The organism is Promicromonospora sp. MEB111, assembly GCF_030209445.1.
Taxonomy (GTDB): domain Bacteria; phylum Actinomycetota; class Actinomycetes; order Actinomycetales; family Cellulomonadaceae; genus Promicromonospora.
The window spans coordinates 121,094-139,471 of sequence record NZ_JARVSD010000011.1 but is presented as its reverse complement, the minus strand read 5'-3'; the positions used below and the strand labels follow the sequence as shown (position 1 = coordinate 139,471).

At 69.7% G+C, this 18,378-nt stretch carries 18 protein-coding genes and 1 tRNA gene; 10 read left to right on the top strand and 9 right to left on the bottom strand.

What is annotated here, in order from left to right; genetic code table 11:
- Positions 1–35 precede the first annotated feature (35 nt).
- Positions 36–1,688 (top strand): alpha/beta hydrolase, encoded by a 1,653-nt coding sequence (locus QRN56_RS13470; protein WP_285104009.1) that lies wholly within the window; start codon positions 36–38, stop codon positions 1,686–1,688.
- Between the two features lie 40 nt (positions 1,689–1,728).
- Here QRN56_RS13470 and QRN56_RS13465 read toward each other — a convergent pair whose 3' ends face one another.
- Complete coding sequence (locus tag QRN56_RS13465) at positions 1,729–2,691, bottom strand: ADP-ribosylglycohydrolase family protein (protein WP_502928797.1); 963 nt, start codon at positions 2,689–2,691, stop codon at positions 1,729–1,731.
- A gap of 61 nt (positions 2,692–2,752) precedes the next feature.
- Positions 2,753–3,799 carry an HAD domain-containing protein gene (locus QRN56_RS13460; protein WP_285104005.1) on the bottom strand — a complete coding sequence of 349 codons (1,047 nt, stop codon included), beginning with the start codon at positions 3,797–3,799 and terminating at the stop codon, positions 2,753–2,755.
- A 102-nt stretch (positions 3,800–3,901) separates the two neighbouring features.
- Between QRN56_RS13460 and QRN56_RS13455 the strand changes: the two genes are divergently transcribed.
- From QRN56_RS13455 to QRN56_RS13430, 6 genes are all read left to right on the top strand, one after another.
- Positions 3,902–4,741: a tetratricopeptide repeat protein gene (locus QRN56_RS13455; protein ID WP_285104003.1), complete on the top strand. Its 840-nt coding sequence runs from the start codon at positions 3,902–3,904 to the stop codon at positions 4,739–4,741.
- Between the two features lie 566 nt (positions 4,742–5,307).
- Entirely contained in the window at positions 5,308–6,363 is a 1,056-nt protein-coding gene (locus QRN56_RS13450) for a tetratricopeptide repeat protein (RefSeq protein ID WP_285104001.1), read from the top strand.
- A complete protein-coding gene (locus QRN56_RS13445; protein ID WP_285103999.1) occupies positions 6,360–7,028 on the top strand; it encodes a hypothetical protein in 669 nt (222 codons plus the stop codon). Before QRN56_RS13450 ends, QRN56_RS13445 begins: the two co-directional genes overlap by 4 nt.
- Positions 7,025–7,504, top strand: coding sequence for an adenylyltransferase/cytidyltransferase family protein (locus QRN56_RS13440; protein WP_285103997.1), 480 nt, complete (start codon positions 7,025–7,027; stop codon positions 7,502–7,504). The genes QRN56_RS13445 and QRN56_RS13440 overlap by 4 nt, the downstream gene beginning before the upstream one ends.
- Complete coding sequence (locus QRN56_RS13435) at positions 7,501–8,064, top strand: 2'-5' RNA ligase family protein (protein ID WP_285103995.1); 564 nt, start codon at positions 7,501–7,503, stop codon at positions 8,062–8,064. Before QRN56_RS13440 ends, QRN56_RS13435 begins: the two co-directional genes overlap by 4 nt.
- Positions 8,065–8,104: 40 nt before the next feature.
- Positions 8,105–8,734: a class I SAM-dependent methyltransferase gene (locus tag QRN56_RS13430; RefSeq protein ID WP_285103993.1), complete on the top strand. Its 630-nt coding sequence runs from the start codon at positions 8,105–8,107 to the stop codon at positions 8,732–8,734.
- Between the two features lie 16 nt (positions 8,735–8,750).
- Here QRN56_RS13430 and QRN56_RS13425 read toward each other — a convergent pair whose 3' ends face one another.
- The 3 genes from QRN56_RS13425 to treY are packed head-to-tail and all read right to left on the bottom strand — an operon-like array spanning position 8,751 to position 13,502.
- On the bottom strand, positions 8,751–9,134 hold the full coding sequence (locus QRN56_RS13425; protein WP_285103992.1) for a hypothetical protein: 384 nt from the start codon (positions 9,132–9,134) through the stop codon (positions 8,751–8,753).
- A gap of 40 nt (positions 9,135–9,174) precedes the next feature.
- Positions 9,175–10,998: a malto-oligosyltrehalose trehalohydrolase gene (gene treZ / locus QRN56_RS13420; protein WP_285103990.1), complete on the bottom strand. Its 1,824-nt coding sequence runs from the start codon at positions 10,996–10,998 to the stop codon at positions 9,175–9,177.
- Positions 10,995–13,502, bottom strand: coding sequence for a malto-oligosyltrehalose synthase (treY, locus tag QRN56_RS13415; protein WP_285103989.1), 2,508 nt, complete (start codon positions 13,500–13,502; stop codon positions 10,995–10,997). The genes treZ and treY overlap by 4 nt, the downstream gene beginning before the upstream one ends.
- Positions 13,503–13,668: 166 nt before the next feature.
- Here treY and QRN56_RS13410 point away from each other — a divergent pair, with 166 nt between their 5' ends.
- Positions 13,669–14,748, top strand: a complete 1,080-nt coding sequence (locus QRN56_RS13410; RefSeq protein WP_285103987.1) for a cation-transporting ATPase — start codon at positions 13,669–13,671, stop codon at positions 14,746–14,748.
- A gap of 277 nt (positions 14,749–15,025) precedes the next feature.
- On the opposite strand, the gene QRN56_RS13405 is transcribed toward QRN56_RS13410, so the two are convergent.
- A complete protein-coding gene (locus QRN56_RS13405; protein ID WP_285103986.1) occupies positions 15,026–15,709 on the bottom strand; it encodes a potassium channel family protein in 684 nt (227 codons plus the stop codon).
- Positions 15,710–15,871: 162 nt separating this feature from the next.
- Between QRN56_RS13405 and QRN56_RS13400 the strand changes: the two genes are divergently transcribed.
- Positions 15,872–16,237, top strand: a complete 366-nt coding sequence (locus tag QRN56_RS13400) for a hypothetical protein (RefSeq protein ID WP_285103984.1) — start codon at positions 15,872–15,874, stop codon at positions 16,235–16,237.
- Positions 16,238–16,250: 13 nt separating this feature from the next.
- On the opposite strand, the gene QRN56_RS13395 is transcribed toward QRN56_RS13400, so the two are convergent.
- Entirely contained in the window at positions 16,251–17,054 is an 804-nt protein-coding gene (locus tag QRN56_RS13395; protein ID WP_285103982.1) for an ATP-grasp domain-containing protein, read from the bottom strand.
- Positions 17,055–17,173: 119 nt separating this feature from the next.
- Positions 17,174–17,755 (bottom strand): TetR/AcrR family transcriptional regulator, encoded by a 582-nt coding sequence (locus QRN56_RS13390; RefSeq protein ID WP_285103981.1) that lies wholly within the window; start codon positions 17,753–17,755, stop codon positions 17,174–17,176.
- Positions 17,756–17,841: 86 nt separating this feature from the next.
- Here QRN56_RS13390 and QRN56_RS13385 point away from each other — a divergent pair, with 86 nt between their 5' ends.
- Positions 17,842–18,204 carry a DUF4267 domain-containing protein gene (locus QRN56_RS13385; RefSeq protein WP_285103979.1) on the top strand — a complete coding sequence of 121 codons (363 nt, stop codon included), beginning with the start codon at positions 17,842–17,844 and terminating at the stop codon, positions 18,202–18,204.
- A gap of 59 nt (positions 18,205–18,263) precedes the next feature.
- On the opposite strand, the gene QRN56_RS13380 is transcribed toward QRN56_RS13385, so the two are convergent.
- Positions 18,264–18,337 (bottom strand) — tRNA-Val (locus QRN56_RS13380).
- Positions 18,338–18,378 lie beyond the last annotated feature (41 nt).

Genomic DNA, 18,378 nt, shown 5'->3' with positions numbered 1-18,378 from the left:
AGCCCAGGTCGGACGGCGTTCCTAGGGTCGATCGCATGCCTGGATCAACCCGTTCCCCGAACGCCGCGCTGCGCATCGCCGCTGTGCTCGCCGTCGTCTCCCTGGCCGTGTCCGGGTGCGCCGCCGGCGCGGGCGGTGCGCTGACGGCGTCCGCCGCGAGCGGCGCGCCCGCCGCGCCGAGCGCCCCACCCGCCCCGGAAGCGACAGCCCCCACCCCCGACCCGATCGACTGGGCCGAGTGCGGCCCCAACCTGGACTGCGCCACCGTCGAGGTCCCGCTGGAGTACGCCGAGCCGGGCGGCGAGCAGATCCCGCTCGCGGTGGTCCGGCACCGCGCCACGGACCCCGACCGGCGCATCGGCAGCCTGTTCATCAATCCCGGCGGACCGGGTGTGCCCGCCTCCGAGATGGTCCGGTCGATCGACCCCGCCGGCGAGACCAGCCCGTTCTCGCCCGACGTCGTGGCGCGCTTCGACGTCGTCGGCATGGACCCGCGCGGCGTCGGGGAGTCGGACGCCGTCCGGTGCCTCACCGACGAGCAGCGGGCCGCGCAGGCCGCCGAGGACCGCGACCCGAGCATCCCGGGCGGCAAGCCGTTCGGGCAGCTGCTCAAGGACGCCCGGACCTTCACCAAGGGCTGCGCCACGCACCAGGACCGCGCGTTCCTGGCGAGCATGTCCACGGACAACGTGGCCCGCGACCTGGACCAGGTGCGCGCCGCGATCGGCGAGGACCGGATCACGTTCTACGGCGCCTCGTACGGCACGGTGGTCGGCCCCATGTACGCCACGCTGTTCCCCGAGCGCGTGCGCCAGATGGTGATCGACGCCCCCGTCGACACCGACCTGTGGCAGAACGACCCGCTTCGCCTGCTCGACGACGTCGCGCGGTCCAACGAGGAGACCCTCGACCTCTGGTTCGAGACGTGCCGCGCCGAGGGTGTGGCGGCGTGCCCGTTCGGGGACGGCGATCCGGAGGCAGCGTTCGACGCCCTCATCGCCGACCTGGAGCGGGAGCCCCTGCGGGTCCCGCCGGTCGAGGGCCTCACCCCCGGCGGGACGCTCGACGGCGCCATGGCGCTGGAGGGCATCCGCGCCGCGGCGGGCGTCCGCACACTGTGGCCCTCGCTCACCGCGGGCCTGCTCTCCGCCCAGCAGGGCAACGGGACGTTCCTGCACTTCCTGGTCTCGAACGTCACGGTCGCGCCGTTCGGCGGCCCGTTCGCCACCCTCCAGGAGCCGCACACCGCCGTCCGCTGCGCCGACTGGCCGTCCCTGCGCAACCTGGGCGAGCACCGGGCCGCCGCCCGCGAGATCGCCGCCCGCGGCGAGCGCCTGGGCAGCCGGGCCGCCTACAGCGCGCTGAACTGCGCGCTCTGGCCGGCCACGAACGAGGACCGCTTCACCGACGAGCTCACCGGCGCCGGCGCGCCCCCGATCCTGGTGGTCGGCGGCGAGGTGGACAACGTGTCGCCGTACCACTGGGCGCAGGCCATGACCGAGCGCCTAGAGGACGCCGTCCTGCTCACCCGGACGGGCGTGGGCCACACGTCCTACCGCACCAGCGGGCCGTGCATCGACGAGGCGGTGGACGCGGCGCTGATCGACGGCGTGCTGCCCGCCGAGGGCACGGTCTGCGAGGCGGTGCCGGCGGGGACGACGCGGGTGCCGGCTCCGGCGGGCGAGTAATAGTCCGGATGCCGACCGAGGCGACTCGCAGCCCCGCGAATCAGCTCGCGGCGCGCAACGCCTCGGTCGGCACCCATTCGGGCAGCGCTTCCCGCTGGCCGAGCCACGCGTTCGGCACGCCGACGACGCCGTCCCGGTCACCGTGCCCGGTGTACGCACCCACGATCCCGCCGACGATCGCAGCGGTGGTGTCGACGTCCCCGCCGGCCTCGACACAGGCCTTGATCGCCGCGGGGTAGTCAGTCAGATGGGTAGCTGCGACCCACAGGCAGAACGGCACGGTGTCCTGCGCCGAGACGCGTGACCCGTTCCCGAGCTTCCAGGCGGCCTCGCCCACCGACGCACCCAACAGGTCGCGCGCGGCGGCCACGCCCCTGGCTGTCGCACCGGACAGCAGGTACGGCTCGACGCTGTCGAGCACCTCCTCCGGCTTCGGGATGACGTGCGCAACCGACGCGTCGGCCACGAACGCCGTGGCCACCGCGACGACGACCGCGCCGGCGATCCCTTCCGGATGCGCGTGGGTGACCTCCGACGAGCGGATCGCCTGCTCGGCGGCATGGTCCAGGTCACCTGCGAAGTAGGCGCCGAGCGGCGCGACCCGCATGGCCGCGCCGTTGCCGAACGACCCGGCGGGAAACGCGGCGACGGCCGCCTCGCGCCACGGCACGCCGTCCCGGATCTGGTGCAGCACCTGGACCGCGCCCGCACCGTAACCGCGGTAGGGATCGCACCGCTGCGCGAAGTTCTGAGCGATCCTGTCGCGGTCGATCTCACCGTGCTGGATCAGCTCGGCGGCGACGGTGCAGGCCATGTCGGTGTCGTCGGTCCAGGGCCACGGGCCGGGCGGCAGGGTCCCTTCCCCGAGGAACAGGGCCGGATCGTTGGTCGGGACGAAGTACTGGGCACCGAGCGCGTCGCCGGCCGACAATCCGGCAAGGCTGTTGGCGCACAGTGCGACTCGTTGCTCGGGATGAATGGTCGGGTCAAGGCTGCGTGGCACCCGCAGATCCTGTCAGGCGGAGGACGTCGCGGCCAGCAGCAATCACGACCCGCCGGGCCGATCAACGGCAGAGGCCGTCGACCCAGACCCGCAAGTCGGGCAGTCCCGCCGGTGCCTCCGCGACGATCTGCTCCACGGGCCTACGGCGCCCCGGCGCGAGCAGCTCGGCAGCCCGCACAAGCTCAGCATGGGGGCGCACGACCCGGTCAGGCTCGGGCTGGAAGTAGCGCTCACCAGGCTCGAACTCGCTCGGGACGTCGTGCGGCCCGTACCCGTGAGCGAAGAACCACAGCGCGTCCCAAGCATCGGCGGCCAGGACGGCGACGTCGCCGTCCGACCCGAGATAGATCACCGGCTGATCCGCCAGGTCCGCACCCGGCCGGATCGTCCACGAGCAGACGTACCCGCCACCGCCGTCCTGCCCGAAGGGACGAAACTCCTGGCCGGTGACCTCCGGACTTCCCGTCCAGTGCCGGAACCACCAGCCGGTCTCCGCAACAGGCTCCAGCCCGGGGTAGGGCTCGAAGGCGACGCCCCGCCCGTCGTCGTAGTCGTGGCAGGCGTCCATGATCGCGCGCAGCGGCGGGGGCACGTCCTCGGGAACGGGCGGACCGGCCACCTCCCGCACCCAGGCTTCCACCGCAGCGGCATCGTCCTCCGTCAGTCCTAACGTCGGGCTGACGTGGTGCAGCAGCGCCGGACCAGGATGCGCCGCCTCGACCCACTGCACGTCGAGGTCACGGATCTCGTCATCGAGCCAGACGAACGGACGCCCCGCCGCGAACCGGACCAGAGCCGCCGCTTTCCAGTGCAGCCCGCCGGGCACCGGGACGTCGTCGTCCTGGTCGAAGTCGACAACCGGCAGTCGGCCGAGCGCCAAGATCGGCGCGACGACGTCGTTCGCGTCCTGCCCCCACGCAGTGGCCCACACCAGCTCGGCTCCAAGCCGGAGCAAGTTGTAGCCGGACGTCCGGCGGAGCTTGGCCAGCTGTGGGTTGGACTGCGCCCGCCACTCCTGAGGGATGTCCACGGATCGCGACCGGTCGCCAGGCCCGAGCGGCAGAAGGGTGCCGTCGATGTCCAGGAACACGATGGGTCGCTGTGTCACGAACCGGCACCCTACCGTCCGCCGTCGAGCACAATGGCCTCCATGACCAGCATGATCGGCGCCAGGCCCGGCTGGCACACCGACCCCAGCACCCTGCTGCCAGTGCTCGACGACGAGGTGGTGTTTCGTGTCGCGAACGCCACCGACCCGGCGCTGGAGGTACTCGTCGCACTCTGGTCGGGAGCCCCGGACCGCGCGGCGTCGCTGCTCAAGCCGCTGTTCGACGGCGATCCGACGTCGCTGCGCCTGCAGACCCTCGCGGCGGACGTGATCCGCGACCGTGGCGACACCTCGACCGCGATCAAGATTCTCGAGAAGCTCGTCGACACCCACGAGTACAAGCCAGGCGAGGAGGTCGCGGTCTGGCATCTGGGCGAGGCGCTGTTCGTGGCTGGGGACTATCCGCACGCCGCCGCTCGCTTCCGGCGCGCGCTCGACCTTCGGCTCGCTACCGGTGCAGACGCCTCGTCCGTCAACGACTCGCGCATGGCGCTGAACCGCGCCCTGGATCTCATCCCGTGGCCGCTCACTCACACCCGGACCTGGGGCTGGGGCGTCGCCTTCCTCAATGAACCCGTCGACGGCGAGATCCCCGAGGTCGACGACGAGTCCCCTGTCATCACGTCGCCGCTCGGACTCTGCATCCGGGTCCGGAACGCCTCGGACGTCAACTGGCAGGCCGACGGACATGGAGCCGACGAACAAGGACCGGCGCTCGTCACCATCTATGTCGACCACCCTTCGAGGTTCGCACGACCGCAGCGGGCTGTGGTGATCGACACGATGCTGGAGACCCCGAGCAAGTCATTGCGCCTCGATGACGCCGAGGGCGAGATCCTCTTGCCCGCCCCCGGCGTCCGTACCCGAGTAGTCGTCAGCCACCACGACGACGAGTGGAACCAGCCGGACGAGGTGTGGATCGACCTCTACTCCGCGAGCTGATGCCTCACTACGATGCCGATCACGAATCCCGAAGTTCAGCGTGAGAAGGTGCCGGCCCGATTGGTCTCAAGGACCACGTAGCTGTTCTCTGAGATAGTCCACGTACTCGATGGCCCACGGTTGCGTCCACAGGCGACAACCTGGCACGCGTTGCAGAACGTCGCTGGGAACGAGATCCCACGCCGCAAGCTCCGCCAGTGCATGAAGCTGGGCTTCAAGCGCATCAGGCGAGTCCTCGAGTAGGAGCGCAATCTCAAGCGCTCTGCTCACTACTTCGCCGGCACTGCGGTCAATGCTGTCAGGCCAGTCGACAGCGCCATCGGCTGCCAGTCCGCGCTCACGGGCATCAGTGACGAATAGAAGCGCAATGAGACCCCGAAGATCCGATGTGCTCACTGCGACTTCACGTCGACAGATTGCTGCCTGACCTCCACGGGCTACCAACCTACAGGGACGCACGTCACGCGCGGCCTCTCCGAGCCCTCTCGACAGACACAAAGCACAGGCCTGGTTTCAGCAACGCTCGTACCATAGTCTCAGGTCACAGTGGATTCGGAGGGAGCCCCGTGGACAGGCGCACGCTCCTGGCAAGCCCCGCGCCCATTCCCTCGAACCCCGCTTTCGACCCGTCGACCTACATCGACTTCGCCAACCTCACGATCGCTGTAGCGATGGCCGCGATCACTGTGATCACGTTTGCTCTGGCGATCGTCGCGGTGCTCGGTGTGCGGACCCTCAATGAAGTACGGCGGGACCGAGATTCCCTGCGGACGGAATTGGCAGAGGCATCCCGACGTCGCGCTGAGCTCGACGAGCGCTTGCACGCGTTCGAGCAGGAGTCAGAGCGCATCGTGCTTGCCGCACACCTCTTCAACGAAGGACAGTCGGCTTACGTCGAGGCGGACTATGACCGGGCGATCAGTTATTACCAGCAGGCATTGGAGATCCAACCGGGTAACGGACGGATCAGGGTGCGTCTGGCTCGGTCGTACATCAACAAGGGCATCAACCGGGTTGCCGAGGCAGTGCTTGAGGCCGCCGATCCGAACGACATCGACTCTGCGGGGACCTGGCGCGCTCTGGCGACGGCTTACCGGTATGAGGCTCCCGACCGAGCAATGGACAACATCCTCAAGGCGATTCGTGTCGACGGATCATCCTACGAGAGCTGGGACTACCTCGGCCTTCTGCTCCGCGACCAGAAACGGTGGGCCGAGGCGCTCGAAGCACACCGGAGGGCGTTGTCACTCGCCCCGATGGAGCCGACCTCATCATTCTTTGCTGCGCTCGTAGCACTGAAGGACGGCGACGCGGGCGGCTCACGGACGCTGCTCGCCGACGCAGCCAAAGGCGTGCAGCTCAAGCGGCAGTCCGGTCGGATAAAGCGCGCGTGGGCCGACGTCATCGAGTGGGCCTACGAATACTCGCGCGGGACGGCCTCATCACGGGCAAAGGCCCTGAGAATTGCGAAGCAGATGGCAAGGTACAGCGTGGCCAGGAATCGGCAGGCAGTGCTCGGCCACATGGAGTTCTACCTGGCCGCGCGCGGTGAGTTTCCAGCAGACAACCTCTGCATCCAGGCGTTCAGTCATCCCGCCGAGGCAAGGGAGACCACTGCGTGACCGCACTGCCACGTGACATCGTGATCGAGTTCGCAGGCATGCCCAAGAGCGGGAAGACCACCGTGCTGGACATCCTCTCCCATCGGATCCGGCGGGCCGGCTGGACCGCAGCCGACTTCCACGGCGGCGGACGGTATGCGCCGGTCGGCAAGAAGAACCTGGCGAGCCTCAATCTGTATCTCGCAGGAAGTGCGCTGCAGTATGTCGCCACGATCGGGTCCGACGAACGCCCGCCACGCTTCCATCTGCTCGATCGCGGACTGAACGACCGGGTCATCTTCTCTCGTGCACTGCGGTCTCTTGGCCTGCTCGACGGCGTCCACGTCGCCGCGATCGAACAGCTCGCTGACGTGCCTGACGTACGGTCGAAGGTCGATCTGTGCTTCGTCTTCACCACGACGTCCGAGCTCAGTCTGCGGCGGGAGCGCGCCAACCGGCTGACTACCGCCGACGGCAGGATCATGAACTCGCCACGGATCGAGGCACTACGCAAGGCCGCGACTGACTTCTCCGCCGCGGAACCAGCCCCAGCCGGCCCTAGGATCATCCCGGTCGATACGGCCCGGCTGGACGGTGCCGTCCGCGAGACGGCCCGGTTCGCTCTGGAGGCCATTGCCACCATCGTTCCTGAAGATGTCGCGCGGAGCCTTGGAGCGGACACATGACAACCAAGCTGACCCCCTTACGAGGCTTCGCCGACAATGACGTCCGCGCCGCTCTCGGCCGGATCGTCATGACCAAGGGCGTCTACGACCTCACCCACGCGGCGCACGTCAGATCCCTCGTGAGCGCCCGAGCACTGGGCGACACCCTTGTTGTCGGCCTCGCCACCGACGAGTCGGTGCGACGCACCAAGGGACCGACACGACCGATCCTGTCGTTCGCCGAACGGGCAGAGATCCTCAGCGCGCTCTCCTGTGTCGATTACGTCGTTGAGGACGACGCAGGTTCCACTGCCCGCACGATCCGCGCCGTCCGCCCTGCACGGGTCTGCGCAAGCCACTTCGGGTGGATCAATCCCGCCGACCGGGCAGACCTGGAATCCCAAGGTGTGGCCTTCACAAAGCTGCCACGCCCCGCGCTGAGGTCGACCTCGGAGATCATCGCCTCGATCGTCAACGCTGAAGGGGTCAAACTGTGATCGACAGCCAGCAAAGAGTCGGGGTGAGCTTCGCCGTCGAAGGAGAAGCCGCCGACGACGCCGTCCGCCTCAACGCCGCCCTCGCACAGAGCTTTGATTCGCAGATACGGCTGGGAGCGGGCGGCAACAGCAGCCCCCACGTCACCATCGCCCTGGGCGAAGCAGATCGCGCCGCGCTCGCCAGCATCATCGCGGTGGTGGACAAGGCAGTCCGAGACACGAAGCCGTTCCGGATGAGTTTCGGCCAGGTCGCCCGAGAGACCGTCACCGGCCGATACGTCCTCGCCGACGTCGTCATCCCAGTACAGGTCGCGGTCTGGCGAAGCACTCTGCACGCGAAGATCACAGAGCACCTCAGTGGGGTCGGCCGGACTACGGACGACCCGCACCTCACCATCGCCGTCGTCGACGGCCAGGAATCCGCCGTTGATCGGCTCCTGGCCAACCACACGGACAAACCCCTTGCGGACTGCCGAGTCACTCACGTAGATGTCGCGCGCGCCGGCGCGCGCGGGGCCAAGGGCACCGTCATCGAGAGATTCGTGCTCGGTGCCGCCTGACTTCGCTGAAAGACTCGTCCAGCATGGACCACGTCTTCTGGTGAACGACGGCGAGCCAGGGCCTCGCGTGATCGAACATGACGGCAGGTCCTGGTACCGATTCATGGACTACCTTTACGTCCCCACACCGCCCGCCGAGATGGAGCCTGAACTGGTCCAAGAGGTCTGTGAGCTCCGGCTCCGTGAACGACACCGTGTCCTGGACCAGGATTTGCACGACAAGGTCCAGGCGGCAATGGTCGGCCTCGTCCGCGATACCGAGATCGTGCCCCACAGGACCCTTGATTTCGGCACGGGCTCAGGCGAATCGATGGACGTCCTCAGTGCGTTCGCTCCGAGGGTGGTCGGCTGTGACATGAGCCTGAACTCGCTCATCGCCTGCCGACGGCCGAACACGATCGTGGTAGCGCCGGAAGGACCGCTGCCGTTCGCGGCCGACGTGTTTGACCTGCTGCACGCGCTATTCGTCATGCACTTCAGAGTTCCGACGTCGATGCTCCGGGAATTGCGCCGGTGCTCCACGACAGATGGCTTTCTGGTGGCGAACTGTTACGGGAGCAGCATCGTCCCCTACCGAGAGCAGATGACCGAGGCAGGTTGGACACTCGCCGAGTCGCGCGTAGTTCCCGACCTGGACGGACACGTGGTCGAACTGTGGAGACCGACTTGACGCGTTCTATCCCACTTCACCAGGGGTGCAGGTAGTCCTTGACGTCGTCGAGACCGTTGAGCGCCCGGCTGTCCACGTCCACCGGATCCGCCTCGGCACGCGCTGCCAAGGAGTGCACCAGCGCGACAGCTTCATCGCTGAGATGTCCGAACCTTCGAGCGGTGTGTCCGAGGCACAGACCGGCCAGCCCGAGCAGCGGGCTGCCGGGCACGGCCCGCGTCCCGACCTGCATGCACCAGTGCTCGACGAATTCCCGATCGTTGTCGTTCAAGGCGCTTCCGACCAGCGCATTCGCCGCCTCGCCTTCATAGGCACGGTCGCCGAGCGCCCATTCCAGCGTCTCGACCACCTCGTCGTGCGGCAGTGCTGGAGGGTTGTAGAAACTCCGATGCACATGCATGCCGGGAGGCTACGCCCCTCGCGCGGATAGGCGCGCCCCTTTACCGCAGCACGACAACCCCCGGCCCCCGCACAGTCACCACCACCGCCCCGTCCCGACCCTCCACAACCGCGGCCGCACCCCCGAGCACCACCCCGGTGTCGAGCACCACGTGCGCAGGATCACCGTTCCGCTCCACCACCACCGACACCGGCCCCTCCTCCACCACCAGCACCACATCCACGCGCCCACCCGAGCCACCAGGACCACCAGAGCCAGTACGCGTCATCACCACCGCCCCGTCCTGCACCCGCACCGACGTCCCACCCGCATCCCCCGAAGCCACAGCCGGCTCCGCACGCCGCAGCCCCACCAACGCCCGGTACAGCTCCAGCATCCGCGCCCCGCCCTCCGACGACGCCTCGTCCCAGTCCAGCCGAGACGCCTCAAACGTCGACAACGCCTGCGGATCCGGCACCACCACATCAGCCCCGTACAGGTCCGCCCACCCGTGCCCGCCGAACTCCGCCGCCCGCCCGCGCGAGATCGCCGCCGCGAGCTCCGGCTCCTCGTGGTCCGAGAAGTACTGGAACGGCGTGGTCGCGCCCCACTCCTCGCCCATGAACAGCATCGGCGTGAACGGCCCGAGCAGCACCACGGCCGCGCTGACCGCGAGCGCCCCCGGTGTCAGCACGCGGGAGGGCCGGTCGCCGAGCGCGCGGTTGCCCACCTGGTCGTGGTTCTGGGAGCAGACGACGAAGCGGCGCCGGTCCATGTCGTCCGGCACGGGCGCGCCCCAGGGCTTTCCGCGGAACGTGGACCAGCTGCCGTCGTGCACGAAGACGCCGGTGAGGGCCTTGGCGAGCGTCTCCGGGGTGCCGAAGTCGACGTAGTAGCCCTGCCGTTCACCGGTCAGGAGGGTGTGCAGGGCGTGGTGGACGTCGTCCGCCCACTGCGCCGTCATCCCGTACCCGGCCCGCCCCTGGAACGAGACACCGGTAGGCGTCACGGTCCGGGGATCGTTCGCATCCGACTCGGCCACCAGCGACAACGGCCGCCCAAGCTCGCGCGCGAGCACAGACACGGCGTCCGACAGCTCCGCCAGCACATGCCGCGGCGAGTCGTCGACCAGCGCGTGGACGGCGTCCAGGCGCAGCGCGTCGACGTGGAAGTCGCGGAACCATCGCAGCGCCTTCTCGACGACGAACGCCCGCACCTCGGCGGACCCGTCGCCGTCGAGGTTCACGGCGGCGCCCCACGGGGTCTGGTGCTGGTCGGTGAAGTACGGGCCGAACTCGCCGAGGTAGTTGCCGGAGGGACCGAGGTGGTTGTCGACGACGTCGAGGCAGACGGCGAGCCCGTGGGCGTGGGCGGCGTCGACGAAGCGCTGGAGCGCGGCCGGACTGCCGTACGGTTCGTGCACCGCCCACAGGGCGACGCCGTCGTAGCCCCAGCCGTGCCGCCCGCCGAACGCGGCGAGCGGCATGAGCTCGACCATGTCGACGCCGAGGTCGGCGAGGTGGTCGAGGCGTCCGACGGCGGCGTCGAGCGTGCCCTCGGGCGTGAAGGTCCCGACGTGCAGCTCGTAGACGACGGCGCCGCGCACGTCGCGGCCGGCCCAGCCGTCGTCGGACCATGAGTACGCACGTGCGTCGAAGGTGCGCGACGGGCCGTGCACCCCGGCGGGCTGCCAGGGGCTGCGCGGGTCGGGACGCGGCGGCCCGCCGTCGAGCGAGAACGCGTAGTCGGTGCCGGGCGGCAGCGAGCGCGACGCCGCCCACCAGCCGCCGACATCGGCCGCCATGGGTTCCGTCGCGTCGGTCGCCGGCAGCACGAGGTCGACGCGAGACGCGAACGGCGCCCAGACCCGCAGGGGCGCGGTCATGCGGACTCCGCCACCAGCAGCGCCACCGGCCACGACCCCAGCAGCTCCCCCAGCCGCACCGCCCCGCCGGCAAAGAACGACCCCGTCAGCACGGACCGCCACCCCTCCGCCGAGTCCAGTTCCGGCAACACCACGGAGGCCTCACCGAGCCCCGAAGCCTCCCCGAGCCGCGTCGCGACGACGGCCACCCGCGGCCCCGCAGCGTCGAGCCGGACGAACCCGACCGCCCGCCCCGTCGTCACCGGCAGCGGCTCGTACCCCGCGTCCTCGCCCACGAACGCCCCGGGATGCGCCCGCCGCACCCGCAAGGCAGCAGCCGTCAGCACCAGCTTCTCCTCCGCGAGCCCCGACGGCGTCCGCCCCGCATCGAGCGCTGCAAGCGTCACCGCGAGCGCTTCCCTGTCAACAGGCCGCCGGTTGTCCGGGTCCACGAGCGACGTCCCGGTGACCTCGGTCCCCTGGTAGACGTCGGCGACGCCCGGCACCGTGAGCTGGAGCAGCTTGGTCGTGAGCACCGACCGCCGCACGGTCGGCGTCACCCGCTCGACCCACTCGCTGAGAGCAGCGACGACCTCGGGATGGTTCAGCAGCGAGGTCGCGTACCCCACCAGCCCCTCCTCACGGGCCAGGTCGGGGGTGATCCACGTGGTCCACGCCTTCTGCTCCCGCGACGCCTTGACCAGGTACGCGGCGAGCCGCTCGGCCTCGATCGGCCCGTCCGGGGTCCACGTGCCGGCGAGCGTCTGCCACAGCAGGTTCTCGGTGCGACCGTCGAGGTCGGCAGGCCGTGCATCCGACGTCGCCTCGCGCAGCCGCCGCACCAGCGCGACCCAGGCATCCGGGTGCGAGGCGACGGCCCCGATCCGGGACCGCACGTCCTCGCCGCGCTTGGAGTCGTGCGTGGAGCCCGCGGTCATCGTCGCGGGCCACGACTCGGCCAGGTGCCGCGCGTGCTCGTGCAGCTCGTCCGGCCCGACACCGAAGAGCGAAGGCGCGCCGCCCACCTCGCACAGGCTGACCAGGTGGGTCCACCGGTAGTACGCGGTGTCCTCCACGCCCTTGGCCATGACGGCTCCGCACACCTGCGGGAACCGGACGACGAGCTCGGCGCGCCGCTCCTCGTCCCGCCGGCCCGCGGACCCGGCCTCCCGGCCGAGCACCAGGTCGACCACGAGGTCCAGCGTGTCGTGCCGGTCCGGGTCGAGCCGCGAGCGGGCGACGTCGGCCGCTTCCCGCACCACACGCTCCGCCTCGGGCGGAGCCGCCTCCCCCGGCACGACGTACGCGCGGTACCGGCCGAACGCGACGACCAGCTCGACCACGCAGTCCTGCAGCGACCGGAACGTGTGGTCGCGCAGCCGCACGTCCTCGCGGCAGATGTCCGCGACCATGGTGGTCAGCAGGTGGATCTCCGCGTACAGGGAGGTCTCGACGATCTGCCGCTTGGCCTGCTCGATCACGTCGTCGAGGCTCGTCTGCTCGCCCGTCAGCTCCTGCGTCAGGGCGGCGAGCGGAGCCGCGCCGTCGGGGTCGACCTGGAGGGCGTGCAGCCGCCAGGCCGTGTCATAACCGGTGGTCCCGGCGACGGGCCAGTCGTCGGGCAGGGCCTCGCCCTCCTCCAGGATCTTCTCGGCCACGACCCACGCCCCGCCGGTCGCCTCGTGCAGCCGGCGCAGGTAGCCGCGCGGGTCGGCCAGTCCGTCGGGGTGGTCGATCCGGAAGCCGTCGATCACACCCGTGTCGAAGAGCTCGAACAGGAGGGCGTGCGTGGCGTCGAAGACGTCGGCGTCCTCCACGCGGATGCCCGCCAGCGTGCCGACGTCGAAGAAGCGCCGGTAGTTGAGCTCCTCGTCGGCCACGCGCCAGTACGCGAGCCGGTAGTGCTGGCGACCGACCAGCTCCGCGAGCGGCAGGTCCTCGGTCTCGGGCCGCACGGGGAACAGGTGGTCGTAGTACCGCAGCACGGGCTGTGGCTCGCCGTCACCAGGGCCGTCGCCGTCGTCCCCGGGGACGACGACGTGGTCCAGCACGAGCTCCCCCGCGGCCAGCACCGTGCCGATGCGCGCGCCGAGCACCGGCATGAGCAGCCCCTCGCCCTCGGCGAGGCCGACGTCGAACCACGTCGCGTACGGCGACTCGTGCCCGTGCTTGAGCACGGACCACAGGGCCCGGTTGTGCCAGGCGGGCGTCGGCACGGCCATGTGGTTGGGCACGACGTCGACGACGACGCCCATCCCCCGCGCGTGCACCGCCGCCGCGAGCCGTTCGAGCCCTTCCCGACCGCCCATCACGTCGCTGATCCGGGTGTGGTCCACGACGTCGTACCCGTGCGTGGAACCCGGCGCCGCCTGCAGCACGGGCGAGAGGTAGAGGTCGGTGATCCCGAGGGTGTCGAGGTACGGGAGGGCTTTCTCGGCGTCCGCGAACGTGAGGTCGGGGCCGAGCTGCAGCCGGTAGGTGCTCACCGGGGTGCGGCGGCCGGGTCCAGGGAGATGGGAATGCACTGTGCCTCCGTCGTTCGGTGGTCGTCCGGCCGTCCCGTGTGGCCCACAATGGCTGATCACGGGGTATATCGCCAGGCCACCGGGTGAATCTCTCATCCTGGTCTCACGTACTTCTCATGATGGCCTGGAAGCGTGGTCCTTCCGCCCGACGGAAGGAACGGACCGCATGTCCAAGCTCACGAACATGATCGGCCTGGCCAAGAAGATGCTCGACTCGCAGAACGGGCAGCAGCAACAGCAGGGCGCGCCGCAGGGCGGCACGACGGGCCAGAGATCCTGGCAGTCCACGCTCCAGGACATCGCCGGCGCGGTGACCGGGCGCGATCAGCAGCAGGGCCACGCGCCGGCCCCGCAGGGCTACCCAGCTACGCAGCAGGGCTACCCGACAGGTCAGCAGGCTTACCCGGCGCCCCAGCAGGGCTACCCCGCCGCCGCACAGGGCCGGCCGGGTGCACCGGGAGCCACCGACGCCGACCGCCAGGCGATTGCCCGCTACGACTACCTCATGCAGACCGCCGACCCGCACCAGATCGAGCGGATCCACGCCGAGTCCTTCGCGCGCCTGACGCCGGCGCAGCGCCAGGAGGTGCTGCAGCGCATGCAGACGGAGCTCCCGCCGCACGAGCAGCCCCGGTCCGCCGACCCCGTGGAGCTGTCCCGGGCAGCGGCCCGGACCGAGGCCCGCCGGCCCGGCTCCATGCGGTCGGTGCTCGCCAAGGTGGGCACCGGTGGCGTCGTCGCCGGGGTCGCCGTGGGCGCGGTCGGCATCCTGGGCGCCGTCGCGGCCGGTGCGATCGTGAGCAGCGTGGCCGGCCCGATCCTGGAGAACGCGGCGAACCTCGGCGTCGACTTCGAGTCGCTCGCGGCGGGCGTCGACGTCGAGGGCCTGACGGCGGCGGCCGGCGAGTTCGGCACCGGTGCCCTCGGCGAGGCAGCCGCGGGCATCGGTGAGTACGGGACCGGTGCGCTGGGCGAGGCAGCCGCCGGGGTCAGCGCCTCGGTGCCGGCTACGTCGACCAGGCCACCACGGGCGTCGAGGACCTCGCCGGCACGGCCGAGGGTGCGGTGTCCGGGGTCGGGGACCAGGTCTCGGAGGCGGGCCAGTCGCTCTCGGACATCGCGGAGAAGTTCGACCCGCGCAACTTCTTCTGAGCGACCCGGTCCGTCCGGAGCTGACGTGCTACGCACCCTGGGTACTCACAGGGTGCGTAGCGCCTTGGGGCCAGGCAATACCATCCACACATGACGGGCGGACAAAGGTCCACGCCACACCAGGACCAGGACCAGGAGCAGCCGCGGTGAGCCGGCAGTGCGAGAGAGTCGCCGACACTCGTGCCGGCGTGATCGAAGCAGTCGGACCGCTCATCGCTCTCACGGCGCGCCCAAGTCATCGCGTACGTCTGGCACACACTCGTGGGGATCGTGGCGGTCGCGGCGGCCGTGCTGTTCATGGTCCCGCAGGTGGACTGGCGTTCTCTCAATGACCCACCGCCCGTGGAGCACAACATCGATGACGCCCCGTGCTACTCGGGCGGCGACCCCTGCGGCTGAGTCCGGCGCGCCTCACCACTAGCGGCTTGCTGCGTGCCGCCCTGGACCTGAGAGATGATCCAGGCCGTCGCGCTGGCGATGACCGCTCCGACCGTCGCGATCCCTACGATCATCAACCCCACGGCGATGAATCTGCCTTCGACCGTCACCGGGTAACGATCTCCGTAACCAACTGTGGTGACCGTCGTGGCCGCCCACCAGAGCGCATCGCCGATGGTCGTGATGTTCGCGTCGGCTGCGTCCTGCTCGGCATCGAGCACCGCGATTGCTGCGAGTCCCGAAACGACGATGGCGGTGCCGATCACATAGGTACCGACGCGGCCCACAAGCGAGTTCTTGGCAGACCGATTCAAGATGCGCGCGAGCGCCAGGACACGCAGCAACCTGAGCGACCTGAACATCGGTAGGACGATCAGCGCGACGTCGTACCAATGTCGGAGGATGTAGGTCCGGCGCTGATCCGCGAGGCAGATGCGCACCGCGAAATCGATCGCGAACGCTCCCCAGACCGTCCAACTCCCGACTCGCAGCACGGTCTCCAGGTCGGGGTTGAGCCGCGGATCAATCACCGGCCATGCGTAGGCGATGAGAAACGCGACCGCGAGCAGGAGCAACGGAATCTCCGCGCGGCCTTCCCACCTTTCGAGTCTCGTCATGTCTTTCACGTTACGCATGCGAGCAGCACGGTGCCCGACACGGGATCCGAGCGGTCTGACGGCTCCGTAGCAACGAACCCGCTACCCTCCGTGCAGGCCCAGCCGGCGCGCAGCAGCACCCGTGCCACGAGGCTTCCGCGTACGCCGCAATCGGGAGAACCGTTGTTCCTGGGAACCTGGTGGGCCGAACGAGCCGCCGCACGCAAGGCCGGGCTGTCGAAGTACGGCAGGAAGGTGCGCAAGAACCTCGTGGCGATACTCAAGGACACGACCACGAATCCAGACGGCTCGCCGTTCGCCGCCGACGGCCCTTGCCGGTGCGCACCCGCATGGCCAGGGATCGAGACGACGGCCAACGGCTATGTCCTGCGAGGGCTGCCCACCGACGCGCGTGCCATCTTGACCATGCCTGGCGTCAGCCCATTGATCGCTCGCTGTACCGGATGCCACGCCCCGTACCCGGAGCCTTGGATCGTCGATCCGGACGAGACGATGCCGTTCGCGTTCGCCCGAGAGGAATTCCCGTGACAGAGCGTCACTGTCAGCCGTCGGCAACTTTCACCGGCTGACGGACAAACGGCCGGTCACGTTCCGAGACCGCGCTCAGCGGACCTGCGGCGCGAAGAACGACGTCGAGCACCCGGTCAAGATCGGCGTGATAGGGCTGGGAGAACCAGGCCATGTTCGCCTCGACCACACTGACGTGCCGCTCGGGATCATCGGCCGGCCCGTGCAGCCCGACGTCCAGCACGACCGCACTCGGCAACGAGTCGCCGGCCAGTCGCCCCAGCGTGGCGACGAAGTCATGCACGCGCCCTTCGTGCGGTGAACCCTCCAACCAACCAGGATCAAGCCGACCCCACGTCAGGTAGCGCGAGCTGGCGTGGATCCGCCCGCCCAGAAGAAACAGGCGGTACTCGGCAGCGAACTCCACGACCTGTGCAACCTGCACCAACGTCTCCGGCGACAGGTGCGCGGTCGAGGCGAGCAGGTCCGAACCGTCGTCGTAGACCCGCGCCACGAACGCCTTGGACGTAGGCGGCTTCACGAACGCCCGCTTATCGAGACCCCAGGCTTCGGCAAGCGAGCAGAGGCGCGCCGCCCGATTCAGGAGCTCGCGGGGCAGCGACGTCAGCCACGTGTCAGCGGGCTCGAGCAGTCCGACCCCCAGGTCATCGAGGACGGTGTCCGCGTACAACGGACCGCCGTAGTAGTGCACGCGGTCGCCCGAGCGCGGTGCGTCCGGCAGGAGGCCCCGCCACCACGCGGCCCGTGCCAATGGTGACCGCTCCCGGAGGCCGGGTGCGAACACGAGGACATCACGACCGCCGCCGTCGAAACCCATGTCGTTCGGTAGGTCTGATCCCACGGCAGCCGGACGATCCCTTCGGTAGACCATGCGTCACTGCGCCAAGGAAGACGCCGCAGCTCGCGCAGCAGGCTAGACGAACCTGAGCCCGCAGGTCAGCCCTTCCCCACCGCGAACCGCCCGATCAGCAGCCCCAGCCGCTCGTCGTGCCAGGCCGCCGGAAGCCGCCCGCTGCGCTCGAGCATCGCCAGGCCGTGCAGGCTCGCCCAGAAGGTCTCGGTGAGGACGCCGGGATCGTCATCGCCGGCCAGCGGCTCGACCGCCGCGAGCAGCTCGCCGAACCCCTCGCGGAGGTAGGCCGGGCCGTCCTCGCTGGCGAACTGCACCTCGACGGTGTGGGTGAACATCGCGTCGTAGAGCGCCGGGCGCTTCCGGGCGAAGTCCGTGTAGGCCGCCGCGACCGCGGCCAGGGCCTCGGACGCGCCGGTGGCGGCCGTGCGCGCGGCACGCACTTCCTTCGCCAGCTCACCGAACCCCTCGGCGGCCACCGCCGTCATGATGGCGTCCTTGCCCTTGAAGTGGCTGTACAGGACGGGCTGGCTGTACTCGATCTCGGCGGCGAGCCGGCGGGTCGTGACCGCTTCCCAGCCCTCCGCCTCGGCCAGCTCACGTGCGGCCCGGACGATCAGTTCCTCGCGCTGAGCCCGCTCGCGCTCGCGGCGCGTCCCTGTTGCCATGCGCTGATTCTAGCACTGCTAGGAAATCTGTCTCCGCTCTGCTAGCGTTGCTATATCAGCTATCAGCGCTAGCAAGGAGACCTGACATGACCGTCGTCGCATACGCCCTGGCCGTGGTCCTCAACCTGTTCATCCTCTTCATCGGGGCGCGGTTCCTACTCAGCCCCTTTGCCGCCGCGGCCGGCTACGGCGTCCCGGCCACGCAGGACCGGGCCTACCTCGAGATCAAGGGCCTGCGGGACGCCACGTTCGGGATCGTGGGGCTGACGCTGCTCGCGTTCGCCGGGGCGCACGCCGCGGGCTGGTTCATGCTCGCCGTCGCGGTAGCGCCACTCGGGGACACCGTGATCGTCCTGCGGCACGGCGGGCGCAAGGCGGTGGCGTTCGGGATCCACTTCGCCACGGCCGTCGTCGTCCTGATCAGCGCGGCCCTGCTGTTCGCCGTCTGAACGAGCGGCTGGACGACGGCGGTGTCGCCGCAGGTCACGCCCCAAGAAGGAGCGGTAGGTGGGCCCGGAGGGATTCGAACCCCCGACATCCACGGTGTAAACGTGGCGCTCTAACCAACTGAGCTACGAGCCCCGGCAGCACTGCCTCGGCAGCACAAGACCAGCAGCGGACAA

Coding starts and splice junctions, on each gene's coding strand:
- QRN56_RS13470 (WP_285104009.1), top strand. CDS start 36: ATGCCTGGATCAACCCGTTCCCCGAACGCCGCGCTGCGCATCGCCGCT.
- QRN56_RS13440 (WP_285103997.1), top strand. CDS start 7,025: ATGACAACCAAGCTGACCCCCTTACGAGGCTTCGCCGACAATGACGTC.
- QRN56_RS13425 (WP_285103992.1), bottom strand. CDS start 9,134: ATGCATGTGCATCGGAGTTTCTACAACCCTCCAGCACTGCCGCACGAC.
- treZ (WP_285103990.1), bottom strand. CDS start 10,998: ATGACCGCGCCCCTGCGGGTCTGGGCGCCGTTCGCGTCTCGCGTCGAC.
- QRN56_RS13410 (WP_285103987.1), top strand. CDS start 13,669: ATGTCCAAGCTCACGAACATGATCGGCCTGGCCAAGAAGATGCTCGAC.
- QRN56_RS13405 (WP_285103986.1), bottom strand. CDS start 15,709: ATGACGAGACTCGAAAGGTGGGAAGGCCGCGCGGAGATTCCGTTGCTC.
- QRN56_RS13395 (WP_285103982.1), bottom strand. CDS start 17,054: ATGGGTTTCGACGGCGGCGGTCGTGATGTCCTCGTGTTCGCACCCGGC.
- QRN56_RS13390 (WP_285103981.1), bottom strand. CDS start 17,755: ATGGCAACAGGGACGCGCCGCGAGCGCGAGCGGGCTCAGCGCGAGGAA.
- QRN56_RS13385 (WP_285103979.1), top strand. CDS start 17,842: ATGACCGTCGTCGCATACGCCCTGGCCGTGGTCCTCAACCTGTTCATC.